General features: G+C 58.1%; 22 protein-coding genes. 8 read left to right on the top strand and 14 right to left on the bottom strand.

Annotated features, from left to right (window positions below; translation table 11 throughout):
* Positions 1-83: 83 nt before the first annotated feature.
* Genes recJ through xerD form a run of 3 tightly spaced genes read right to left on the bottom strand, consistent with a single transcriptional unit; the run spans position 84 to position 3,461 of the window.
* Positions 84-1,817: a single-stranded-DNA-specific exonuclease RecJ gene (gene recJ, locus ACOTX5_RS01875; protein ID WP_017382886.1), complete on the bottom strand. Its 1,734-nt coding sequence runs from the start codon at positions 1,815-1,817 to the stop codon at positions 84-86.
* 5 nt (positions 1,818-1,822) lie between these two features.
* Positions 1,823-2,536, bottom strand: coding sequence for a bifunctional protein-disulfide isomerase/oxidoreductase DsbC (gene dsbC / locus ACOTX5_RS01870; RefSeq protein WP_003863443.1), 714 nt, complete (start codon positions 2,534-2,536; stop codon positions 1,823-1,825).
* 28 nt (positions 2,537-2,564) lie between these two features.
* Positions 2,565-3,461, bottom strand: a complete 897-nt coding sequence (gene xerD / locus ACOTX5_RS01865; RefSeq protein WP_003863442.1) for a site-specific tyrosine recombinase XerD — start codon at positions 3,459-3,461, stop codon at positions 2,565-2,567.
* Between the two features lie 100 nt (positions 3,462-3,561).
* On the opposite strand from xerD, the gene fldB reads away from it, so the two are divergent.
* A complete protein-coding gene (fldB, locus tag ACOTX5_RS01860; protein WP_015571793.1) occupies positions 3,562-4,083 on the top strand; it encodes a flavodoxin FldB in 522 nt (173 codons plus the stop codon).
* Between the two features lies 1 nt (position 4,084).
* Here the strand turns inward: fldB and ACOTX5_RS01855 are convergent, their stop codons facing one another.
* Positions 4,085-4,495, bottom strand: a complete 411-nt coding sequence (locus ACOTX5_RS01855; protein ID WP_023295382.1) for a protein YgfX — start codon at positions 4,493-4,495, stop codon at positions 4,085-4,087.
* Positions 4,476-4,742 carry an FAD assembly factor SdhE gene (gene sdhE, locus ACOTX5_RS01850; protein ID WP_003863437.1) on the bottom strand — a complete coding sequence of 89 codons (267 nt, stop codon included), beginning with the start codon at positions 4,740-4,742 and terminating at the stop codon, positions 4,476-4,478. Before sdhE ends, ACOTX5_RS01855 begins: the two co-directional genes overlap by 20 nt.
* Positions 4,743-5,036: 294 nt before the next feature.
* On the opposite strand from sdhE, the gene ygfZ reads away from it, so the two are divergent.
* Positions 5,037-6,017: a tRNA-modifying protein YgfZ gene (gene ygfZ / locus ACOTX5_RS01845; protein ID WP_022649306.1), complete on the top strand. Its 981-nt coding sequence runs from the start codon at positions 5,037-5,039 to the stop codon at positions 6,015-6,017.
* Positions 6,018-6,128: 111 nt separating this feature from the next.
* On the opposite strand, the gene trhA is transcribed toward ygfZ, so the two are convergent.
* A complete protein-coding gene (gene trhA / locus ACOTX5_RS01840; RefSeq protein WP_003863433.1) occupies positions 6,129-6,788 on the bottom strand; it encodes a PAQR family membrane homeostasis protein TrhA in 660 nt (219 codons plus the stop codon).
* 266 nt (positions 6,789-7,054) lie between these two features.
* Between trhA and ACOTX5_RS01835 the strand changes: the two genes are divergently transcribed.
* The 6 genes from ACOTX5_RS01835 to ACOTX5_RS01810 all read left to right on the top strand — a co-directional run bounded on the left by ACOTX5_RS01835 (position 7,055) and on the right by ACOTX5_RS01810 (position 12,972).
* Positions 7,055-7,786 carry a MurR/RpiR family transcriptional regulator gene (locus tag ACOTX5_RS01835; RefSeq protein WP_015571796.1) on the top strand — a complete coding sequence of 244 codons (732 nt, stop codon included), beginning with the start codon at positions 7,055-7,057 and terminating at the stop codon, positions 7,784-7,786.
* A gap of 116 nt (positions 7,787-7,902) precedes the next feature.
* The gene (locus tag ACOTX5_RS01830; protein WP_045910760.1) at positions 7,903-9,336 is read left to right on the top strand and encodes a 6-phospho-beta-glucosidase; all 1,434 of its coding nucleotides are present in this window, start codon (positions 7,903-7,905) and stop codon (positions 9,334-9,336) included.
* Positions 9,337-9,460: 124 nt separating this feature from the next.
* Positions 9,461-9,820 carry a hypothetical protein gene (locus tag ACOTX5_RS01825; protein WP_003863427.1) on the top strand — a complete coding sequence of 120 codons (360 nt, stop codon included), beginning with the start codon at positions 9,461-9,463 and terminating at the stop codon, positions 9,818-9,820.
* A gap of 48 nt (positions 9,821-9,868) precedes the next feature.
* On the top strand, positions 9,869-11,878 hold the full coding sequence (locus tag ACOTX5_RS01820) for a protein-disulfide reductase DsbD family protein (RefSeq protein WP_045910761.1): 2,010 nt from the start codon (positions 9,869-9,871) through the stop codon (positions 11,876-11,878).
* A gap of 1 nt (position 11,879) precedes the next feature.
* The gene (locus ACOTX5_RS01815) at positions 11,880-12,482 is read left to right on the top strand and encodes a DsbA family protein (RefSeq protein WP_039269832.1); all 603 of its coding nucleotides are present in this window, start codon (positions 11,880-11,882) and stop codon (positions 12,480-12,482) included.
* The gene (locus ACOTX5_RS01810; RefSeq protein WP_045910762.1) at positions 12,472-12,972 is read left to right on the top strand and encodes a protein disulfide oxidoreductase; all 501 of its coding nucleotides are present in this window, start codon (positions 12,472-12,474) and stop codon (positions 12,970-12,972) included. The genes ACOTX5_RS01815 and ACOTX5_RS01810 overlap by 11 nt, the downstream gene beginning before the upstream one ends.
* Positions 12,973-12,974: 2 nt before the next feature.
* On the opposite strand, the gene ACOTX5_RS01805 is transcribed toward ACOTX5_RS01810, so the two are convergent.
* From ACOTX5_RS01805 to ACOTX5_RS01770, 8 genes are all read right to left on the bottom strand, one after another.
* Positions 12,975-13,718, bottom strand: a complete 744-nt coding sequence (locus tag ACOTX5_RS01805; protein ID WP_045910763.1) for an SDR family oxidoreductase — start codon at positions 13,716-13,718, stop codon at positions 12,975-12,977.
* 70 nt (positions 13,719-13,788) lie between these two features.
* Positions 13,789-16,662, bottom strand: a complete 2,874-nt coding sequence (gcvP, locus tag ACOTX5_RS01800) for an aminomethyl-transferring glycine dehydrogenase (RefSeq protein WP_039269830.1) — start codon at positions 16,660-16,662, stop codon at positions 13,789-13,791.
* A 124-nt stretch (positions 16,663-16,786) separates the two neighbouring features.
* Complete coding sequence (gcvH, locus tag ACOTX5_RS01795) at positions 16,787-17,176, bottom strand: glycine cleavage system protein GcvH (RefSeq protein ID WP_006811885.1); 390 nt, start codon at positions 17,174-17,176, stop codon at positions 16,787-16,789.
* Positions 17,177-17,199: 23 nt separating this feature from the next.
* The gene (gene gcvT / locus ACOTX5_RS01790) at positions 17,200-18,294 is read right to left on the bottom strand and encodes a glycine cleavage system aminomethyltransferase GcvT (protein WP_023304391.1); all 1,095 of its coding nucleotides are present in this window, start codon (positions 18,292-18,294) and stop codon (positions 17,200-17,202) included.
* Between the two features lie 397 nt (positions 18,295-18,691).
* Complete coding sequence (gene ubiI / locus ACOTX5_RS01785) at positions 18,692-19,894, bottom strand: FAD-dependent 2-octaprenylphenol hydroxylase (protein ID WP_023295388.1); 1,203 nt, start codon at positions 19,892-19,894, stop codon at positions 18,692-18,694.
* A gap of 12 nt (positions 19,895-19,906) precedes the next feature.
* Positions 19,907-21,085 (bottom strand): 2-octaprenyl-6-methoxyphenyl hydroxylase, encoded by a 1,179-nt coding sequence (ubiH, locus tag ACOTX5_RS01780; protein WP_063438899.1) that lies wholly within the window; start codon positions 21,083-21,085, stop codon positions 19,907-19,909.
* Entirely contained in the window at positions 21,082-22,395 is a 1,314-nt protein-coding gene (pepP, locus tag ACOTX5_RS01775; protein ID WP_026080576.1) for a Xaa-Pro aminopeptidase, read from the bottom strand. The genes ubiH and pepP overlap by 4 nt, the downstream gene beginning before the upstream one ends.
* A 31-nt stretch (positions 22,396-22,426) precedes the next feature.
* Entirely contained in the window at positions 22,427-23,005 is a 579-nt protein-coding gene (locus ACOTX5_RS01770) for a YecA family protein (protein WP_003860099.1), read from the bottom strand.
* Positions 23,006-23,030: the final 25 nt, after the last annotated feature.

Genomic DNA, 23,030 nt, shown 5'->3' with positions numbered 1-23,030 from the left:
TTTCTTTTATGAGCTTGTCAAAATGCGGTGATAAGAGCGGGATTGTACCGAATCCACGCCCTTTTTTATAGAGATTACTGACGCTAAATTGGCCAGATATTGTCGATGATGATCTGAAGGGAGCGGTTACCGCGGAACTCGTTAATATCCAGCTTATAGGCCAGCTCAACCTCGCGCACGCCGTTGTCCGGCCAAATGGAGGTATCAACGTTAAAGGCGATGCCGTCGAGCAGCGGTCCGCCGCCGACCGGTTCCACCATCACTTTGAGATGGCGTTCGCCCACGATGCGCTGTTGCAGCAAACGAAAACGTCCGTCGAAAAGCGGCTCCGGGAACATCTGCCCCCACGGGCCGGCATCGCGCAGCATCTGCGCCACCTCCATGGTCATTTCAGCCGGTGAAAGCTCACCGTCAGAAACCACTTCACCCTGCAACAGAGCCGGATCGATCCACTCGGTGACCAGTTCGCCAAACAGACGCTGGAATTCGTCGAACTTCGCCTCTTCCAGCGACAGGCCTGCCGCCATCGCGTGACCGCCGAACTTAATCATCAGGTTCGGATGCAGCGTATCCAGACGCTCCAGCGCATCGCGCATATGCAGACCCTGAATGGAACGACCGGAGCCTTTCAGCGTGCCGTCCCCGGCGGGGGCGAACGCGATCACCGGGCGGTGGAAACGCTCTTTAATGCGCGACGCCAGAATGCCCACCACGCCCTGGTGCCATTCGGGGTGATACATCGCCAGCCCGCCCGGCAGGGTATCGCCGCTGCGCTCCAGCTTTTCGCACAGGGTCAGCGCTTCGGCCTGCATGCCCTGCTCAATCTCTTTACGGGTCTGGTTGAGTGCGTCCAGCTCACTGGCCAGCACGCGCGCTTCGCCGATGTTGTCGCACAGCAGCAGCGCAACGCCAACCGACATATCATCCAGCCGCCCCGCCGCGTTCAGGCGCGGGCCGAGGGCAAAGCCTAAATCGCTTGCCGCAAGCTTCAGCGGATCGCGGTTGGCAATTTCCAGCAGCGCCTTAATCCCCGGACGGCATTTACCTGCCCGAATGCGGCTTAAGCCCTGCCAGGTGAGAATACGGTTATTGGTATCGAGCGGCACCACGTCCGCCACGGTTCCCAGCGCCACCAGATCGAGATACTCCGCGAGGTTCGGCACGGCAATCCCGCGCGATTCGAACCAGCCCTTATCTCGCAGCAGCGTGCGTAACGCCAGCATCAGATAAAACGCCACCCCTACTCCGGCCAGCGATTTCGACGGGAAATCGCAGTCGCGCAGGTTCGGGTTAATGATGGCTTCGGCGGCAGGCAGAGTTTCGCCTGGCAGGTGGTGATCGGTGACCAGTACCGGGATCCCCAGCGCATGGGCATGATCGACCCCCGCATGAGAAGAGATCCCGTTATCCACGGTCATGATCATCTGTGCGCCACGGGCGTGGGCCTGATCGACCACTTCCGGGCTGAGGCCGTAGCCGTCTTCAAACCGGTTCGGCACCAGGTAAGTCACATTATCGCAGCCCAGCGCACGCAGGCTGAGCACGCTCAGCGCGGTACTGGTTGCGCCGTCGGCATCGAAATCGCCCACCACGACAATCCGCGTGCCTTCCCGGAACGCGTCGTAGAGCATTTCAGTCGCTTTTTCGATGCCACTCAGCGCTTGCCAGGGCAGCATGCCTTTGACGCTGCGCTCAAGATCGCTTGCCGTACGCACGCCACGGCTGGCGTACAGCCGCTTTAACAGCAGCGGAAGCGTGTCTGGTAAATCCGCGGTTTCACCCGCATCGCGGCGGCGCAGTTTTATCGGGGCTTTCACGCGAATTATTTACCACCCATCTGTTTCTGGTGCTCGTCGAGGAACGCTTTCATCTCTTTTGGCCCCTGGTAGCCCGGCACCACGTAGCCGTTACTCAGCACAATGGCTGGCGTACCGCTCACGCCAAACTGTACGCCCAGCGCGTAGTGGTTAGCGATGTCGATATCGCAGGACGCGGGCTTCACGCCTTTGCCGTTCATCGCGTCATCAAAGGCCTTGTTGCGGTCTTTCGCACACCAGATCGCTTTCATATCCTGCTCAGGCTGGCTCTGCACGCCGGCGCGTGGGAAAGCCAGATAACGCACGGTAATGCCCAGCGCGTTGTAGTCTTTCATCTCTTCATGCAGCTTGTGGCAGTAGCCGCAGGTGATGTCGGTGAAGACAGTAATAACGTGCTTTTCCTGCGCCGCTTTGTAGACAATCATCTCTTTTTCGAGCGCGTTCAGGTTTTTCATCAGCAGCTGGTTGGTGACGTTCACCGGCTGCGCGCCGCTCACGTCGTACATAGGCCCCTGAATGATGTGCTTGCCGTCTTCGGTCACGTACAGCACGCCGCTGTTGGTCAGCACCGTTTTCATGCCAGCCACTGGCGCTGGCTGGATCTCGCTGCTGGCGACGCCGAGTTTCGTCAGAGACTGTTTAATGGCGGCATCGTCCGCATGGGCAAAACCGGAAACCGAAGCTGCCAGCAGGGTGAACAGCGCTAAAGACTTTTTCATATTTGTTCCTGTAACAATTCGTCGGCACTCACGCGCGAGGGTGGTGCTGTTGGTGTAGCTGCCGCAGGCGTTCCGTCGCGACATGGGTGTATATTTGCGTCGTTGAAAGATCGCTGTGTCCAAGCAACATCTGCACCACGCGTAAATCAGCGCCGTGGTTTAACAGATGCGTCGCGAAGGCGTGACGCAAAACGTGCGGCGACAGCTTCTCACTGTCAATACCCGCCAGTGTGGCGTAATGTTTAATGCGATGCCAGAACGTTTGTCGCGTCATCTGCTGCGCGCGCTGGCTCGGGAACAATACATCTATGGAGACGCCGTTCAGCAGCCATGGACGCCCGTGTTCCAGATACGTCTCCAGCCAGTAGACCGCCTCTTCACCCAGCGGCACCAGCCGTTCTTTGTTCCCTTTACCGATAACGCGCACCACGCCCTGACGCAGGCTGATATCGCTCATCGTCAGGCCCACCAGCTCGGAAACGCGCAAGCCCGTGGCATACAATAGTTCAAGCATGGCTTTATCGCGTAACTCCAGCGGAAGGTCAACTGCGGGCGACTGTAATAATCTCTCAACTTGTGCTTCGCTGAGATCTTTTGGCAGCCGCTGAGGCAGTTTAGGCGATGCCAGCAGTGCGCTGGGGTCATCCGCGCGGATCTTCTCGCGGTACAGGTGCTGGAACAGGCGGCGCATGGCGCTCAGCAGACGTGCGGAGCTGGTGGCTTTGTACCCCCCTTCCATCCGCTCAGCCAGTAACCCTTGCAGGTCATCGCTTTGCGCGCTTTCAAGCGTCAGCCCCCGATGCGCCAGCCACTCGACCAGCAGCGTGAGATCCCGACGATAGGCGCTGAGCGTATTTTCAGCGAGGTTTTTCTCCAGCCACAGCGCGTCGAGAAACTGTTCGATGAGTGCGAGATCCTTTTCCACATCAGCCCCTTTGGTTCTGCAATCTGGCCATTATGCCTGATTGCCATCGGTTTCTGGTACACTACGCGCAAGTCATAGCAAGAATTGAGATAGTTACGCGATGAATATTGGTCTGTTCTATGGTTCCAGCACCTGCTACACCGAAATGGCGGCGGAGAAAATTCGTGACATCATTGGCCCGGAACTGGTGACGTTGCATAACCTGAAAGATGACGCGGTTGCCTTGATGGAGCAGTACGATGTGCTGATTCTGGGTATCCCTACCTGGGACTTTGGTGAGATTCAGGAAGACTGGGAAGCCATCTGGGATCAGCTCGATTCAGTTAATTTTGAAGGCAAAATCATTGCGATGTACGGCATGGGCGACCAGCTGGGCTACGGGGAGTGGTTCCTTGATGCACTCGGCATGCTGCACGACAAACTGGCGCCAAAGGGCGCGACCTTTATCGGCTACTGGCCTACGGAAGGCTATGAGTTCACCAGTCAAAAACCGATTATTGCCGACGGTCAGCTGTTTGTCGGGCTCGCGCTGGATGAAACCAACCAGTACGATCTTAGCGACGAGCGCCTCCAGAGCTGGTGCGAGCAGATTCTGGGTGAGATGGCCGAGCAATTCAGCTGATTTACTCCTGCGTCGGCTGTTGCACGATCAACCGGCGCAGATCTCGCCACTCCGCGGGATCCATACTGTCTGCGGCCAGCCACAGGTGCTGGCGACGGTTATCCTCGACCCGACGCAGCCGTAGCATCATCCCGGTGTTAAGCATCCACGGCGCGCCCATCATCTCCCACTCTTTTCCCTGCCAGCGCAGGCGAGAATCCATCAGCAGCTTAATTTCACCCTGACGGGCGTTGATTCGACGCTGGCTGCGCACGCTGTCAAACACCACAAACGACAGCAATAGCAACCACAGAGGGGTATAGCTAAGCGGCCACGGCACCAATAACACCAGTGCTGCCACCAGACCGTGGAGCAGTAAGGACATCCACTGTGAGCGCCATGAGACGCGAAGATCAGATTGCCACAGGACCACGTTCCTGATTCCGTGTTTGAATTAATTGCACCATCCGTTGCAACTCGGTGTCGGCGGGCTTGCCGTGATTCATCAGCCAGTTGAATAAATCCGGATCGTCAGACTCAAGCAGACGGACAAACAGGCGCTTATCGTCATCGCTTAAGCTGTCGTACTCATACTCGAAGAAAGGCATGATGGAGATATCAAGTTCACGCATGCCGCGACGGCACGCCCAGTGAATACGGGCCTTGTTGTTAATATCCATGTTCTGTTTCCTGCATTACGTTTGGCACAGTCGGTATCCCGTTTGGTATTCATTATTGCTCTCCGGGAACACCTGCTAGTGTAACGTGTTTTTGACCGTTTCTTTACTGGAATATTGCGAACCTCGAGCAGGCTCCCTGAATAATCCTTATAAAGACAGCGGATTACACTATTTTGCGTAGCGCCACGCATAACCGCGTAATGGCACGAATGGCCTGCTGAAAGCGCTTGCATTGAATACAGTCTCTTTTACCATTAGGTATTATCAAAGCGTTAAGCAATTCAGGACATCACTATGGCATTTACACCATTTTCTCCTCGCCAGCCCGCCGCCTCTGCGCGTCTGCCGCTGACGCTGATTACTCTTGATGACTGGGCACTGGCGACACTGACTGGTGCGGACAGTGAAAAATACCTGCAAGGCCAGGTCACGGCGGACGTGGCGCAGTTGACTGAGCACCAGCATCTGCTGGCCGCGCATTGCGATCCAAAAGGCAAAATGTGGAGCAACCTGCGTCTGTTCCGCCGTCAGGACGGATTCGCCTTTATTGAGCGCCGCAGCCTGCGTGACGCCCAGCTTAAAGAGCTGAAAAAATACGCGGTCTTTTCTAAAGTCACCATCGCCCCGGACGATGAACACGTTCTGCTGGGGGTCGCGGGTTTCCAGGCGCGTGCAGCGCTGAAAAACCTGTTTGCCGAGCTGCCGGATGCTGAAAAACAGCTGGTCAGCGAGGGAGCGACCTCCATTCTGTGGTTCGAACACCCGGCGGAGCGCTTCCTGCTGGTAACCGACGAAGCAACGGCGGAACGCGTCACTGACGCCCTGCGCGGTGAAGCACAGCTCAACAACAGCCAGCAGTGGCTGGCGCTGAACATCGAAGCGGGCCTGCCGGTGATTGACGCGGCAAACAGCGCGCAGTTTATCCCGCAGGCGACAAACATCCAGGCGCTGGGTGGTATCAGCTTTAAGAAGGGCTGCTACACCGGTCAGGAAATGGTGGCGCGTGCGAAATTCCGCGGCGCGAACAAACGCGCCCTGTGGACGCTGGCTGGTCACGCCAGCCGTGTGCCGGAAGCGGGTGAAGATCTTGAGATGAAGATGGGCGAAAACTGGCGCCGTACCGGCACCGTGTTAGCCGCCGTCCAGCTCGATGATGGCCGCCTGCTGGTGCAGGTTGTCATGAATAATGATATGGAGCCCGACAGCGTGTTCCGCGTGCGGGATGATGCAAACACGCTCAGCATTGAGCCGCTACCGTATTCTCTGGAAGATTGATGCTGTATCGCCCGGTGGCGCTGCGCTTACCGGGCCTACGGTGTTGATATTCTCCCTCTCCCTGTGGGAGAGGGTCGGGGTGAGGGCATCAGACCGCACCTTACAAAAAAACTACACCTGCCCAACATACAGATAAATTGCCAGGAAGTGGCACACGCTGCCGCCCAGCACAAAGCCGTGCCAGATGGCATGGTTGTACGGAATACGCTTGCAGACGTAGAAAATAACGCCCAGCGAGTAGACCACCCCGCCCACCGCCAGAAGCGTCACGCCCCCCACCGCCAGCTTAATGGCTAACTGATACACCACAATCAGCGACAGCCAGCCCATTGTCAGATAGGTAACCAGCGACAACACTTTAAACCGGTGCGCAATAGTCAGCTTAAACAGGATCCCCAGCAGCGCCAGGCTCCAGATCACAATCATCAGGCCACGCGACAGCGGTGAGTTGAGCCCCACCAGCAAAAACGGCGTATAGGTACCCGCAATAAGAAGATAGATAGCGCAGTGGTCAAATTTCTTGAGCCATATCTTCGCCCGTTGATGCGGAATAGCGTGATACAGCGTTGAGGCCAGGAAAAGCAGGATCATACTCCCGCCATACAGACTGTAGCTGGTAATGGCCATCGCGCTGGCGTTGGTATCCACTGCCTGTACCAGCAATAACACTAAGCCGACAATCCCAAAAACCAGGCCAATGCCGTGGCTTATACTGTTGGCTACTTCCTCAGCCAGCGAATATCCCTGTGCGATTAATGGTCTGCTCACCATACTTAACTCCGGGAAAACAAAAGATGATTATTCATCGCCAGTCTATGCTAACTGAGAATGATTCCAGTGAACACCTGTTAGCTAAAATAAATCCACATTCAAGATTTATCCTTATAAATCAGCATAATGTAAAAACAATCCACCGCACAGGTGTAAATGATTTCATTAACATCTAAGTAATCAAGGAGATAAATCCGTCTCCCGCCCTTCGTCATCATGGTATGCTTCAGGAATAGTGTCCGACAGCGAGTTTAGCCATTGTGAGTATGTTCAGCCATTCCGCCATTGCCAGCCTCAACAATCTGGAAATGATGGTCTACAACTATGTCATTAAGAACCGCGATAAAGTGATGTACATGACCATCCGCGAGCTGGCGGATGCGGCGGGCGTTTCCACTACCACTATCCTGCGCTTCTGCCGCAAGCTCAACTGCGATGGTTACTCGGAATTTCGGGTGCGCTTTAAACTCTATCTGGAGCAGAACGAGCCGCAGCAGGCGAATTTTGGTGCCAGTGAAATCATCAGCTTCTTTAAAAGCGTAAATAACGAAGAGTTTGATGCGCTATTAGATAACGCGGTCGATATTATTTTATCATCTGAACGAATTATTTTTGTCGGTGCGGGCACCTCCGGATCGCTGGCAAAATATGGCGCACGTTTCTTTTCAAATATCGGGAAATTCAGTAACCATATCGACGATCCTTATTTCCCGGTCACTAACGACATGGCTAAAAATGCGCTGGCCATTGTACTCTCCGTCTCCGGCGAGACCGAGGAGATCCTGCGCTTCGCCAGCCAGTTCAGCCTGCACCACTGCAAGGTGCTCTCAGTCACCAGCCACGAACATTCACGTCTCGCAAAGCTGGCGGACTTTAACCTCTCCTGGCACGTACCGCAAACGCGCATTGGCGGCGTTTACGATATCACCACGCAAATTCCCGTCATCTATATTCTGGAATCATTAGGCCGGAAACTGGCGAAGAAATTAACAGAATAAAACATCCTGTTTTTTTGATGTGACAAATTACAATTTCCGCAAAATGTTATATCGTGACATTTAATTCCGCTTTGCTAGACTCGAAATCAATAAGTCCTGAATTGAGAATAGCAAAGATGAAAAAACTCACCTTACCGAAAGATTTTTTATGGGGCGGCGCGGTAGCGGCGCACCAGGTTGAAGGCGGCTGGAACAAAGGCGGCAAAGGGCCAAGCATCTGCGACGTGCTCACCGGCGGCGCACACGGCGTTCCGCGAGAAATCACGCAGGAAGTGATTGAAGGCAAATATTACCCCAACCACGAAGCCGTCGACTTCTACGGCCATTACAAAGAAGACATCAGGCTGTTTGCCGAGATGGGCTTCAAATGTTTCCGTACCTCCATCGCCTGGACGCGCATCTTCCCGAAAGGCGACGAAACTCAGCCAAACGAAGAGGGGCTGAAGTTTTACGACGACATGTTCGATGAACTGCTGAAGTACAACATCGAGCCGGTGATCACCCTTTCCCACTTTGAAATGCCGCTGCACCTCGTTCAGGAATATGGCGGATGGACCAACCGTAAAGTGGTCGATTTCTTTGTGCGCTTCTCGGAAGTGGTATTTGAGCGCTACAAAAATAAGGTCAAATACTGGATGACCTTCAACGAAATCAACAACCAGCGCAACTGGCGTGCGCCGCTGTTCGGCTACTGCTGCTCTGGCGTGGTCTATACCGAGCACGACAACCCGGAAGAGACCATGTACCAGGTGCTGCACCACCAGTTCGTGGCCAGCGCGCTGGCGGTGAAAGCCGCACGCCGCATTAACCCGGAAATGAAAGTCGGCTGCATGCTGGCGATGGTGGCGCTCTATCCATACTCCTGCAAGCCAGAAGATGTCATGTTCGCTCAGGAATCCATGCGCGAGCGCTACGTCTTCACCGACGTGCAGCTGCGCGGCTACTACCCGTCTTACGTGCTGAACGAGTGGGAGCGCCGTGGCTTCTCCATCAAAATGGAAGCGGGCGACGAGCAGATCCTGCGTGAAGGCACCTGCGATTACTTAGGTTTCAGCTACTACATGACCAACGCGGTCAAAGCGGAAGGCGGTACCGGTGACGCCATTTCCGGCTTCGAGGGCAGCGTGCCGAACCCACACGTCAAGGCGTCCGACTGGGGCTGGCAGATTGATCCGGTAGGCCTGCGCTATTCGCTGTGTGAACTGTACGAACGTTATCAGAAGCCGCTGTTTATCGTGGAAAATGGTTTCGGCGCCTACGACACCGTGGAAGAGGACGGCAGCATCAACGATGACTATCGCACCGACTACCTGCGCGCCCACGTGGAAGAGATGATGAAGGCGGTGACCTGGGATGGCGTGGATCTGATGGGCTACACGCCGTGGGGCTGCATCGACTGCGTCTCCTTCACCACCGGCCAGTACAGTAAGCGCTACGGCTTTATCTACGTCAACAAGCACGATGACGGTACCGGTGACATGTCCCGCTCCCGTAAGAAGAGCTTCGAGTGGTATAAAACCGTCATTGCCAGCAACGGCGAAACGCTGTAATGGCTCGCCCTCTCTGCAAGCGGAGAGGGCAAACCGCTTATCTTCCAGACACTTCTTTACAGCTTTTGCGTTGCCAAAATATGTTCGCCCGATAATATAGGCGTCCTGAATATTTGAGGCGAACATGATCAAGCGACAACGCAACGCTATCCTGCTTGTAGCCCTGGCCTGCCTGGTGGTGCTGATATGCACCGCCCAGCGGATGGCCGGGATGCACGCGCTTGTCATGAACGTCACCGCCACGAGCCAGTCTGTCCAGCAGGGGCAGGAGAGTACCGACGCACCGGTAACCCCGTGTGAGCTTAGCGCCAAGTCGCTGATGTCGGTCCCGCCTGTTTTATTTGAAGGCGCCCTGATTGCCGTCACCCTGCTGCTGGCGTTGCTGGCAGCCAGTCCACCGCGCCGCGAACGGCAGTGGCCTCCCCGCGTTATCTCCCCGCCCCGGTTAAGGGTGCATCTGCGATTATGCGTTTTCCGTGAATGAGTCTTCGCCTGTTACTTCAGGTTAATTCATCATTTACGGAGAAAATTTATGTTTACTGTATTCAGGCGACTGCTGGTCTGCCTGCTTTGGCTATGGCTGCCCCTCAGCCAGGCTGCCGACAGCGGCTGGCTGCGCGCCGCCGATAATCAGCACGCCAGCGTCAGGCTGCGTGCGCAACCCGAAAGCACTGGCGAAACCCGCCTGCTGCTGGACGTCGCCCTGCAAAAAGGCTGGAAAACCTACTGGCGCTCGCCGGGTGAAGGCGGCGTCGCACCCGCGATTAAATGGCATCAGCCCGTCGAGGCGATCTGGCGCTGGCCTGTGCCGCAGCGTTTCGACGTCGCGGGCATCACCACGCAGGGCTACCACGGCGATGTCAGCTTTCCCATCACTCTGCGGGGCGACGTCCCGAAGATCCTGAGCGGCGTACTGACGCTCTCCACCTGTAGCAACGTCTGTATTCTTACCGACTACCCGTTTTCGCTGAACATGACCGCATCCGCAGGCGCCGGTTTTGATTACGATTTCAGTCGGGCCATGGGCACCCTTCCGCTCAGCGGCGGGTTGACCTCAACGCTTAACGCCACCTATGCCCCCGGCAAGCTGACCGTAACGGCGCAGCGTGACGCAGGCTGGCAGGCACCGTCCCTGTTTATCGACGGTATGGATGATGTTGATTTCGGCAAACCGGCCCTCACCGTTCGCGGTGACTCGCTGGTCGCCACCGTGCCCGTGACGGACAACTGGGGCGAGGCCGCGCCCAACCTCAGCGGCAAAACCCTGTCGCTGGTTCTGGCCGATAGCGGGCAGGCGCAGGAGTTCAGCCTGAGCATTCAGCCGGGGAACGCCGCGCCGACGCTCTCGTTAGGCTGGGTGCTGCTGATGGCGCTGGCGGGCGGTCTGATCCTTAACGTCATGCCCTGCGTACTGCCCGTGCTGGCCATGAAGCTAGGCACGCTGATGCAAACCGAACGGCAGGCGCGGGGTCAGGTACGCCGACAGTTTCTTGCGTCGGTAGCCGGGATCGTGATCTCGTTCCTCGCGCTGGCGCTGATGATGACGGTTTTACGCTTAGGCAATCAGGCGCTCGGCTGGGGGATCCAGTTCCAGAATCCGTGGTTTATTGGCGCGATGGCGCTGGTGATGGTGCTTTTCAGCGCCAGCCTGCTGGGGTTGTTTGAAATCCGTCTCCCTTCCGGCGCCAGCACCTTCATCGCCACGCGCGGCGGCAACGGGCTTGCGGGTCATTTCTGGCAAGGCGCGTTTGCCACGCTGCTGGCGACACCCTGCACCGCGCCGTTCCTGGGTACGGCGGTCTCGGTCGCGCTGGCGGCGCCGCTTCCCCTGCTGTGGGGGATCTTCCTGGCGATGGGTATCGGCATGAGCCTGCCGTGGCTGCTGGTGGCGGCCTGGCCGGGGCTGGCCCAGCGGTTGCCGCGTCCGGGACGCTGGATGAACGTCGTACGCGTAGTGCTGGGGATGATGATGCTCGGCTCATCGCTGTGGCTGCTGAGCCTGCTGACGGTGCACATTGGCAGCCTGCCCGTCATCACGCTGGGCGTGTTCCTGATCCTTACGCTGCTGCTGGTCACCGCCTGGCGCTACCGCTGGCAAACGGCACTGCGCGCCGGGGTATTAGCTGTAGTGGTGGCCGGGGCGGTCGCGTTTGTATCCGGTTCCGGCGGCGAGGGTTCCCGCCGCGATCGTATTCACTGGCAGCCGCTCAGCGAGCAGGCCATTGCCCGCGCGCTGGCGGAGAACAAACGGGTGTTCGTCGACGTGACCGCCGACTGGTGCGTGACCTGTAAAGCCAATAAATACAACGTGCTGCTGCGCGACGACGTGCAGGATGCGCTCTCCGCCCCGGACGTTGTCGCCCTGCGCGGCGACTGGAGCCGCCCCTCAGATACCATCAGCCAGTTCTTAACCACGCGCGGCAGCGCCGCCGTACCGTTTAACCAGATCTACGGACCGGGATTACCGCAGGGCCACGTGCTGCCTGCGTTGTTAAGCCGCGAAGCGGTGCTGAGCACCCTGTCCGATGCAAAAGGAAAATAGCATGAGAGCCTTCGTTGCCTTACTTCTGCTGTCGTTATCAACATTCGGTTTCGCCGCACCTTCTGATGACGCTTCCAGCGACCAGCTGGCAAAACTGCTGTTTAACGACCCCAACAGCCCGCGAACCGGCGCGACATCGCCGAAGCTGACCATCGTCTCCTTCACGGACTACAACTGCCCGTATTGCAAGCAGTTCGACCCAATGCTTGAGAAAATCGTGCAGGAAAATCCCGACGTGCAGCTCATCGTCAAACTGCTGCCGTTCAAGGGACAAAGCTCGGTAAATGCCGCGAAAGCGGCTCTCTCAACGTGGCAGCAGGCGCCGGATAAATTCTGGGCGCTGCACCAGCGGCTGATGATGAAAAAGGGCTATCACGATGACGCCAGCATCGCCGCCGCGCAGGTCAAGACCGGAACGGACAGCATTAAAACGGATGATAAAACCATGGACAGCCTAAAGATGAACCTCATCCTGGCGCAGGTGCTGAATATTCAGGGTACCCCGGCGACCATTATCGGCGACCAGATGGTGGCGGGCGCAATCCCGTATGACGACCTGGAGGGGCTGGTCAAAGAACAGCTGGCAAACGCCCGTGGCAAGTAAGCTTCCGCGCCTGCTGCGCGAGCTGGGCGTGTGGCTGCTGATTGGCGTAGCCGTGAGCCTGGCGGTGGACTATTTCCGCCAGCCCGCGCTGCCGCAGAATTTCTCCGCGACGGCACTGCACACCCTCGACGGTCAGCCCGTCGATCTTATCGCCATGAGTAAGGAGCGACCGCTGCTGGTCTACGTCTGGGCGACATGGTGCGGCGTCTGCCGCTACACCACGCCGTCGGTGGCGGCGCTTTCCGCGGACGGGGGTAACGTGATGTCGGTTGCGCTGCGCTCGGGCGATAACGCGACGCTCGAAACCTGGATGAGGAAGAAGAAGGCGATGATGCCCACGGTCAACGACGCCAGCGGAGAACTGGCGCGTAAGTGGGATGTTAAGGTGACGCCAACGCTGGTGGTGATCTCTCACGGTGAAGTGAAGTCGATCACCACCGGCTGGACCAGCGGCTGGGGAATGCGCCTGCGGCTGTGGCTGGCGTCGTAGCGTTACTTCCCGCCAGCCAGCTCCAGGAAGCTACCGGTGACATAGGAGGCTTTGTCGCTCAGCAGCCAGACAATGGCCTGGGCGACCTCCACCGGCTGACCGCCACGCTGCATCGGTAACATCGACTTCACCCGATCCACACGCCCCGGCTCGCCGCCGGAGGCGTGAATATCGGTATAAATCAGGCCTGGCCGCACGCCGTTAACGCGAATGCCCTGCGCCGCCACCTCCAGCGCGAGGCCGGTGGTCAGGGAATCCACCGCCCCTTTTGAGGCGGCATAATCCACATATTCCCCCGGCGCGCCCAGCCGTGATGCCGCCGAGGAGACATTCACAATCGCGCCGCCCTTGCCGCCGTGTTTATGCGACATGCGTTTCACCGCTTCACGGCAACAGAGAAAATAGCCGGTGACGTTGGTAGCCAGCACGCGGTTAATACGTTCAGCGGAGAGGTTTTCGATCGTGGATTGTTCAAACAAAATCCCGGCGTTGTTCACCAGCGCGGCGAGCGGCTCACCTTCGCGATCGATGCTGTCGAACATCGCCATCACCTGCGCTTCATCGCTGATGTCCGCGGGCACGGCAAAGGCTTTACCACCCGCGTCCACGATCTGATTAATGACGTCCGTCGCGGCTTTGATGTTGTGATGAAAATTCACCGCAACGGTGTAGCCTTCGCTTGCCAGCTGTAGCGCGGTGGCTTTACCAATACCCCGGCTGGCGCCGGTGACCAGTGCAATTGCCATTCTTTTCTCCCAATAAAAAAGCCGGGTGGCGGCTTCGCCTTACCCGGCCTACGTTACTACAGGAACAACGTTACTGGTATTCGCTCATCGGTACGCAGGAGCAGAACAGGTTACGGTCGCCGTAAACATCATCAAGACGTTTCACGGTTGGCCAGTATTTGTTTGCCACACCTGCCGGGAAGACAGCCAGCTCGCGGGTATAACCGTGGTTCCACTCTGCCACCAGTTCGTTCTGTGTATGCGGCGCGTTCACCAGCGGGTTATCTTCCAGCGTCCACTCCCCGCCTTTCACGCGGTCGATTTCGCTGCGGATAGCCAGCATGGCGTCGATAAAGCGATCCAGCTCCACCTTGCTTTCAGATTCGGTCGGCTCAACCATCAGCGTTCCCGCAACCGGGAAGGACATGGTTGGCGCGTGGAAGCCGTAGTCGATCAGGCGCTTGGCAATATCCAGCTCGCTGATGCCCGTCTCTTCTTTCAGAGGACGAATATCGAGGATGCATTCGTGCGCCACGCGACCGTCGCGGCCGGTATAGAGCACCGGATAGGCGTCCTTCAGACGCGTTGCGATGTAGTTGGCGTTGAGGATCGCCACCTGGCTGGCCTGCTTCAGCCCTTCCGCGCCCATCATGCGGATGTACATCCAGCTGATTGGCAGGATAGAGGCGCTGCCGAACGGTGCCGCGGAGACCGCGCCCTGACGGGTCAGCATGCCTTCAATCTGCACCACGCTGTGGCCCGGCACAAACGGTGCCAGGTGCGCTTTCACGCCGATAGGACCCATCCCCGGGCCGCCACCGCCGTGCGGAATGCAGAACGTTTTATGCAGGTTCAGGTGCGACACATCCGCGCCAATAAAGCCCGGAGAGGTGATGCCCACCTGGGCGTTCATGTTTGCGCCGTCGAGGTAAACCTGGCCACCGAACTGATGCACCACATCACACACTTCACGGATAGTTTCTTCGTACACGCCGTGGGTGGACGGGTAGGTCACCATGATGCAGGAGAGTTTGTCGCCCGCCTGCTCGGCTTTGGCGCGCAGGTCGGCCAGATCGATGTTGCCGTTTTTGTCGCACGCCACAACCACCACTTCCATTCCTGCCATCTGGGCAGAAGCCGGGTTGGTACCGTGGGCAGAGCTTGGGATCAGGCAGATATCACGGTGGCCTTCATTGCGGCTTTCGTGATAGTGACGGATCGCCAGCAGACCAGCGTATTCACCCTGCGCACCGGAGTTCGGCTGCATGCAGAGCGCGTCGTACCCGGTCAGCTTCACCAGCCAGTCGGAGAGCTGGTTGATCATCATGTGATAACCTTCCGCCTGCTCAGCCGGGCAGAACGGGTGTAGCTCAGAGAATTCAGGCCAGGTAATTGGGATCATCTCAGCCGCGGCGTTCAGCTTCATGGTGCAGGAGCCCAGCGGGATCATCGCCTGGTTCAGCGCCAGATCTTTACGTTCCAGAGAGTGCATGTAACGCATCATCTCGGTTTCGCTGTGATAGCGGTTGAACACCGGGTGAGTCAGGATCGCGTCGTCGCGCAGCATGCTTTCCTGAATGGAGCGGCTGTCGAGCGCAACCTCTTTGTCGAGCGTATCAACGTCCAGACCGTGTGCGTCACCCAGCAATACGTTGAACAGGGTCAGGATATCGTCACGGGTGGTGCTTTCGTCCAGCGTAATGCCGACCGCATTGTGAATGTCGCTGCGCAGGTTGATTTGCGCTGCCTCGGCGCGCGCCAGCACGGCCGCTTTGTCTGCCACCTCGACGCACAGGGTATCGAAATAGTGTTCATGACGCAGTCTGAGACCTTTCTGTTGCAGACCGCAGGCCAGGATATCGGCCAGACGGTGGATGCGGCTGGCAATGCGCTTCAGGCCTGCCGGACCGTGGAACACCGCGTACAGGCTGGCAATGTTAGCCAGCAGTACCTGCGAGGTACAGATATTGGAGTTCGCTTTCTCGCGGCGGATATGCTGCTCGCGGGTCTGCATCGCCATGCGCAGCGCGGTGTTACCGGCGGCATCTTTCGATACGCCGATAATACGGCCTGGCATGGAACGTTTAAATTCATCTTTCGCGCCAAAGAACGCCGCGTGCGGGCCGCCGTAGCCCATCGGCACGCCGAAACGCTGGGCTGAGCCGAAGACAATATCCGCGCCCTGTTTACCTGGCGCCGTCAGCAGCACCAGTGCCATAAAATCAGCGGCGACGCTAATAATAACCTTACGGGATTTTAGCTCGGCGATCAGTGCGCCGTAGTCGTGTACTTCGCCGGTGGTGCCCACCTGCTGCAACAGCACGCCGAAGACGTCCTGGTGATCCAGCACTTTTTCAGCGTCGTCGACAATCACCTCAAAGCCGAAGGTTTCCGCACGGGTGCGCACCACGTCCAGCGTCTGGGGATGCACGTCCGCCGCGACGAAGAAGCGGTTGGCGTTTTTCAGCTTGCTCACGCGCTTCGCCATCGCCATCGCTTCGGCGGCGGCGGTGGCTTCGTCCAGCAGCGAGGCAGAGGCGATATCCATACCGGTCAGATCCAGCGTCACCTGCTGGAAGTTCAGCAGCGCTTCCAGACGGCCCTGGGAGACTTCTGGCTGATACGGGGTATAAGCGGTATACCAGCCCGGGTTTTCCAGCATATTACGCAGGATCACCGGCGGTAACTGCACGTTGGTGTAGCCCATGCCGATATAAGACTTATAGCGCTTGTTAAGGCCGGCGATGGCCTTCAGCTCCGCCAGCGCGGCGAACTCCGTCGTGGACTCGCCTACCTGCGGCGGCGTAGCAAGCTGGATGTCTTTTGGCACGATCTGGCCGATCAGTGCGTTTAATGAATCCGCGCCAACTGTCTTCAGCATCTCCTGCTGTTGCTGAGCATCCGGCCCAATGTGACGTTCAATGAAAGCGCCACGGTTTTCAAGCTGGCTTAAAGTCTGTGTCATGAGCGATGGTTCCTGAAACGTGCAGTGAATTTAAGTTCCCTCTCCCTTTGGGAGAGGGTTAGGGTGAGGGGAAGATTGGCACCCTCACCCCTGCCCTCTCCCAAAGGGAGAGGGGGATTACTGATTACTCGTCTTCTAACAGTGCTTCATACGCGGTCGCATCCAGCAGCGCGGCAACCTGCGCTTCGTCGCTGGCTTTGATCTTGAAGATCCAGCCGCCTTCATACGGTTCGCTGTTGACCAGCTCCGGGGAGTCGCTCAGCGCGTCGTTCACGGCAACAATTTCACCGCTCACCGGGGCGTAGATGTCAGAGGCCGCTTTAACGGATTCCGCCACCGCACAGTCGTCGCCTGCGCTCACGGTTGCGCCCACTTCCGGCAGATCAACAAACACCATGTCGCCCAGCAGCTCCTGCGCGTGCTCGGTGATCCCAACGGTGTAAGTGCCGTCCGCCTCTTTGCGCAGCCACTCGTGTTCTTTGCTGTATTTCAGTTCTGCTGGCACATTGCTCATTGAAGTTCTCCTGATAAAAATAGTTAGGCGACCGGCTTACCGGCGCGAACAAAAATCGGTTTGGTCACGTTGACCGGCATTTCGCGGTTGCGGATCTGCACCACCGCCGTTTCGCCAATCCCCGCCGGCACGCGTGCCAGGGCAATACTGTAGCCGAGCGTCGGGGAGAACGTTCCGCTGGTGATCACGCCTTCGCGATGATTGCCATCGGCATCGGTGAAGCGCACCGGCAGCTCGCCGCGCAGCACGCCTTTTTCTTTCATCACCAGGCCAACCAGCTGTTCAGTGCCCTTCTCGCGCTGCATCTCCAGCGCTTCACGACCAATAAAATCACGGTCAGCCGGTTCCCACGCGATGGTCCAGCCCATGTTGGCCGCCAGCGGAGAGACGCCTTCGTCCATCTCCTGACCGTAGAGGTTCATCCCCGCTTCCAGACGCAGCGTATCGCGCGCGCCCAGGCCCGCAGGCTTCACGCCCGCCTCCACCAGCGCACGCCAGAAATCAGCGGCCTTATCGTTTGGCATGGCAATTTCGTAGCCCGCTTCACCGGTGTAGCCGGTGGTGGCGATAAACAGATCGCCCGCCTGCACGCCGAAGAACGGCTTCATGCCTTCGGTGGCTTTGCGCTGCTCGTCGCTGAACAGAGACGCGGCTTTCGCCTGCGCGTTCGGCCCCTGCACGGCGATCAGTGACAGATCGTCACGGACGGTGATGTCGATGGCATAAGGTTCGGCGTGTTGGGTGATCCAGGAGAGGTCTTTTTCGCGGGTGGCGGAGTTTACAACGAGGCGGAAGAAATCTTCAGTGAAGTAATAGACGATAAGGTCATCAATCACGCCGCCCGAGGCATTCAGCATGCCGGTATAGAGCGCTTTGCCCGGCGTCTTCAGTTTGGCGACGTCATTTGCCAGCAGATAACGCAAAAACTCCCGGGTGCGGCTACCGCGCAGGTCGACAATCGTCATATGAGACACGTCGAACATACCGGCATCGGTGCGCACCGCGTGGTGCTCATCAATCTGCGAGCCGTAGTGCAGCGGCATCATCCAGCCGTGGAAGTCCACCATGCGGGCGCCGCACAACACGTGCTGTTCGTACAAAGGAGTCTGTTGAGCCATCTTTTCCTCGTTGAAAAATTCACCGTGAAACCCGGTGTCGGCCTCGCGATCGGGGGCCGACGCAAACGTTCTCTTTTACCTGAACTTACCACCGAAACCGGCGGTTAACCATAAGGTAAAACGGGTCATCACATTAGCTTATGACCAAAAATCGCTGAAAAGCCTACAGAGTTATTCACTGGGAAAATGCGATTAAACCCGCATAAAATTAACAATGATCTAACAGAATTTAGCAGATGGTGATATTTCGTGCGGAAAAACGGGCCGAATTTCCGTAACATAAAAATAGTAAGATTAGATTTTCTAATGCGAAAAATGACGTGAAATTAGATTATTTCAAACGAGGAAATTTCCCCGGCGCGGAGGCCGGGAAAATAAAGTGTGACGGGGATCGAGATTAACGTAACCAGTCGGGAAGATCGTTGAGGCCCATTGCCTGACGAAGAAGCTGCGGTTTTACGCCGGGAAGAGTGTCGGCCAGCTTGAGGCCAATATCGCGCAGCAGTTTTTTCGCCGGATTCGCTCCGGCAAACAGCTCGCGGAAACCCTGCATCCCCGCCAGCATCATCGCCGCACTGTGTTTGCGGCTGCGCTCGTAGCGACGCAGATACAGATGCTGGCCAATATCTTTGCCTTCCCGATGCAGGCGACGCAGCTCTTCAACCAGCTCAGCCGCGTCCATAAAGCCGAGGTTCACCCCCTGCCCGGCCAGCGGATGAATGGTATGCGCCGCATCCCCCACCAGCGCCAGACGGTGCGCGGCAAACTGACGCGCGTAGCGACCGGTTAACGGAAACGTCTGGCGTTCGCTTTCAAGCATGCACAGGCCCAGACGGTTATCAAACGCCACGCATAGCGCCTGACTGAAGGCATCCGGCGTCGCCTCCTGCATCTGCTGCGCTTTCTCCGGCTCTAAGGACCAGACGATGGAGCAGAGATGCGGATCGGCAAGCGGCAGGAAGGCCAGAATGCCGTCATTATGGAAAATCTGGCGCGCCACGCCGCCGTGCGGCTCTTCGGTGCGGATTGTGGCCACCAACGCGTGATGGCGGTAATCCCAGAAGGTCAGCGGAATATCCGCTTTGTTACGCAGCCAGGAATTGGCGCCGTCGGCACCCACCACCAGACGCGCGGTCAGCATGTCGCCACTTTCAAGAGTGATAAACGCGTCGTTTTCGCCCCACGCCACCTGCTGGAGTTTCGCCGGTGCGATCAGCGTGACGTCGCTGCACTGCTGTGCTTTCTGCCACAGCGCGTGGTGGATCACCGCGTTTTCAACGATGTGTCCAAGGTGGCTATAGCCCATGCTTTCATCGTCAAACGCGATATGGCCGAAGCTGTCTTTGTCCCACACTTCCATGCCATGGTAACAGCTGGCACGCAGCGCCACGATTTCAGACCAGACGCCAAGGTGCGTCAGTAGCTTTTCGCTGGCGGCATTGATCGCCGAGACGCGCAGCTCCGGCGGTGCATCCTGCGCCACAGGCTGCGGCGCTTTTTGCTCAAGCACGGCCACGCGCAGGCCGCTGCCCTGTAAACCACAGGCCAGCGCCAGTCCTACCATTCCGCCACCCACAATGGCGACATCAACATTTTGCACGGTCAATACTCCTTAACGCGCGACCCAACCCAGGGTCCGCTGCGCCAGCACGTCACGTGCCGGAATGAACAGTTCCATCGCCATCAGCCCAAGGTTGCGACCCGCAACCAGCGGTGCCCAGCGATTGGCAAACAGGTGGACTAAACCGTCGGTGACGCCAATGGTCGCCGCTTTGTCCGCCTGGCGTCGTTTCTGGTAATGGCTTAGCACCGAGTATGCGCCACAATCCTGTTGTTCGCTCCACGTCCGGGCCAGTTGCTCTGCCAGGCTTATCACGTCACGGAGGCCAAGGTTGAAGCCTTGCCCGGCGATGGGGTGCAGCGTCTGCGCGGCGTTGCCGACCAGGGCGACGCGATGGGAGACAGTCAGCGATGCGGTCGTCAGCGCGAGCGGATAGGCCACGCGTTTTCCGGCATGGGTGATGCGCCCAAGCCGCCAGCCGAAGGCTTTTTGCAGCTCGGAACAAAAACGTTCGTCGGACCAGGAGAGAACCTCATCGGCCCGATCCTGCGCATGGCACCATACCAGCGAGCAGCGCCCGTTCGACATCGGCAGCATGGCCAGCGGGCCGTGCTCCGTGAAGCGCTCAAATGCCCTGCCGTTATGCGCGCCAGCCGTAGAGACGTTAGCGATGACCGCCGCCTGCCCATAGGGTTCAGAGCGCCATTCGACGCCGCACTGCGTGGCGATCGCGGAGCGTGAACCATCTGCCGCCACCAGCAGTTGCCCCTCCAGCGTGGTGCCGTTGTCCAGCGTCACGCTGACGGCCTCGTCACGACGGCTAAAGCTGGCGACGCGCGCCGGACAGTGCAGCGTGACGCCAGGCGCGTCCTGTAACAGACGGAACAGCCGCAGCCCTACGTTATGCAGCTCGACAACCTGCCCCAGCGCCTCGATCCGGTAATCGTGGGCATCCAGCGTCACAAACCCGGCATGCCCGCGATCGCTGACGTGAACGGTGCCGATCGCCGTTGCGCAATCCGCTATCGCCTGCCAGATCCCAATACGCGCAAGCTGCTGACAGGTTCCCTGCGCCAGCGCGATAGCGCGGGCGTCGAAACCGGGATGATCGGCCGCCTGCGGCGCGACCGCCTCGACGAGATGCACCGGAAGCTGGCCCTGGGTTAACTGCGAAATAGCCAGCGCCAGAGTAGCGCCGGTCATGCCTCCGCCAACGATGATTACGCTCATCCGCGTGCCGCCGCCATCAGCGCCTCGATGTCGTCAGCTTTTTTCACCACGGTCGCGGTCAGGTTTTCGTTACCGGTTTCGGTGATGACGATATCATCTTCAATACGAATGCCGATCCCGCGGTACTGTTCCGGCACGTCGGCATCCGGCGCGATGTACAGCCCCGGCTCAACGGTCAGCACCATGCCAGGCTCCAGCACGCGCGAACGTTCCGGACCGTATGCCCCGACGTCATGCACATCCAGCCCCAGCCAGTGGCTCAGGCCGTGCATAAAGTACGGACGATGGGCGTTTTCGGTTATAAGGGTGTCCACATCGCCTTTCAGAATGCCGAGCTTCACCAGCCCGGTAATCATGATGCGCACCACCTCGCCCGTAACCTCCTGGATGGAGGTGCCAGGACGGAACAGCGTCAGCGCGGTCTCCAGAGACTCAAGCACGATGTCATAGATTTCACGCTGCGCGGAGGTGAATTTACCGTTCACCGGGAAGGTACGGGTGATGTCGCCCGCGTAACCCTGATATTCACAGCCGGCGTCAATCAGCACCAGATCGCCGTCGCGCAGTTCACTTTCGTTTTCGGTGTAGTGCAGAATGCAGCCATTTTCCCCGCCGCCTACGATGGTGTTATAGGACGGGAAGCGCGCGCCGTGACGGTTAAATTCATGGTGAATTTCGCCTTCAAGCTGGTACTCGAACATACCGGGACGGCACTTTTCCATGGCGCGGGTATGCGCCAGGGCGCTGATTTCGCCCGCGCGGCGCATCACGTTCAGCTCTTCTTCAGACTTGAACAGGCGCATCTCATGCACCATCGGTCGCCAGTCCGTCAGGGTGGCGGGTGCAGACAAATTCTGACGTGAGCCTTTACGCAGCTTATCCAGCGCGGTGAAAACAATGTCATCCGCATACGCGTATTCGCCCTGGGCGTGATAGAGCACGTCCAGACCGTTCAGCAGTTGGTAGAGCTGCTGGTTGATTTCGCTGTAGGCCAGCGCGCGGTCCACGCCCAGTTTTTCTGGCGCCGCCTCCTGTCCTAAGCGGCGGCCAAACCAGATTTCCGCGGTCAGATCGCGCACGCGGTTAAAAATCACGCTGTGGTTGTGGGTGTCATTGCTTTTAATCAGCACCAGTACCGCTTCCGGCTCGTTAAACCCGGTGAAGTACCAGAAATCACTGCTCTGGCGATAGGGGTATTCGCTGTCGGCGCTGCGCGTCACTTCCGGCGCGGCGAAAATCAGGGCAGCGCTTCCCGGCTGCATTTTTGCCAGCAGCGCCTGACGACGGCGAGAATACTCTTGACTGGAGATAACCATGACACCCTCCTGTGCGTTATTTTTCTTAGTGTAATGTTGGCTTGCGAACTTCCGGCGCGGTCGGCTGCGAGCGCGTAAAGTTGTCGTGGCACAGCAGAGACGCCACGCGTACGTACTCGATAATCTCTTCGAGAGACATCTCCAGCTCTTCCTGGTCTTCGTCTTCATCGTAGCCGAGCTGGGCGATGTTGCGCAGATCGTCGATCGCTTCACCCGCTTCGCCGGTCACTTTATCCAGTTTAGGCTGGGTTACGCCCAGGCCAAGAAGATAGTGGTTTACCCAACCCGCGAGCGCATCAGCGCGATCGAAGACGCTGACATCGTCGCCTTCAGGCAGATAAAGCTGAAAAAGAAAGCCATCGTCTTCCAGGGAATCGCTGGTTGCGGCGTGCATTTTACGCAGCGCTTCCGCCAGTTCGTGGCCAAACGCCAGCCCTTCGTTGGTGAGGTCGTGGATCAGCGGCTGCCATGAGCTGTCGCTGTTTCCGCCGCACAGTATGCCGCTGATCAGACCGTGCATTTCGGCAGGGGTCAGACCGACTCCCTGCTGGTTCAGTAACTGGTTTAAATCCTTGTAACCAGGCATTTCGTTCTGTATAGACATACGCATTCGTCATCAAAGGGAGGAT

It is taken from the genome of Enterobacter cloacae complex sp. IR5441 (assembly GCF_049238215.1).
GTDB lineage: Bacteria > Pseudomonadota > Gammaproteobacteria > Enterobacterales > Enterobacteriaceae > Enterobacter > Enterobacter hormaechei_C.
Note: the sequence above shows the minus strand (reverse complement) of the source record. Positions and strands in the feature narration are given on the sequence as shown.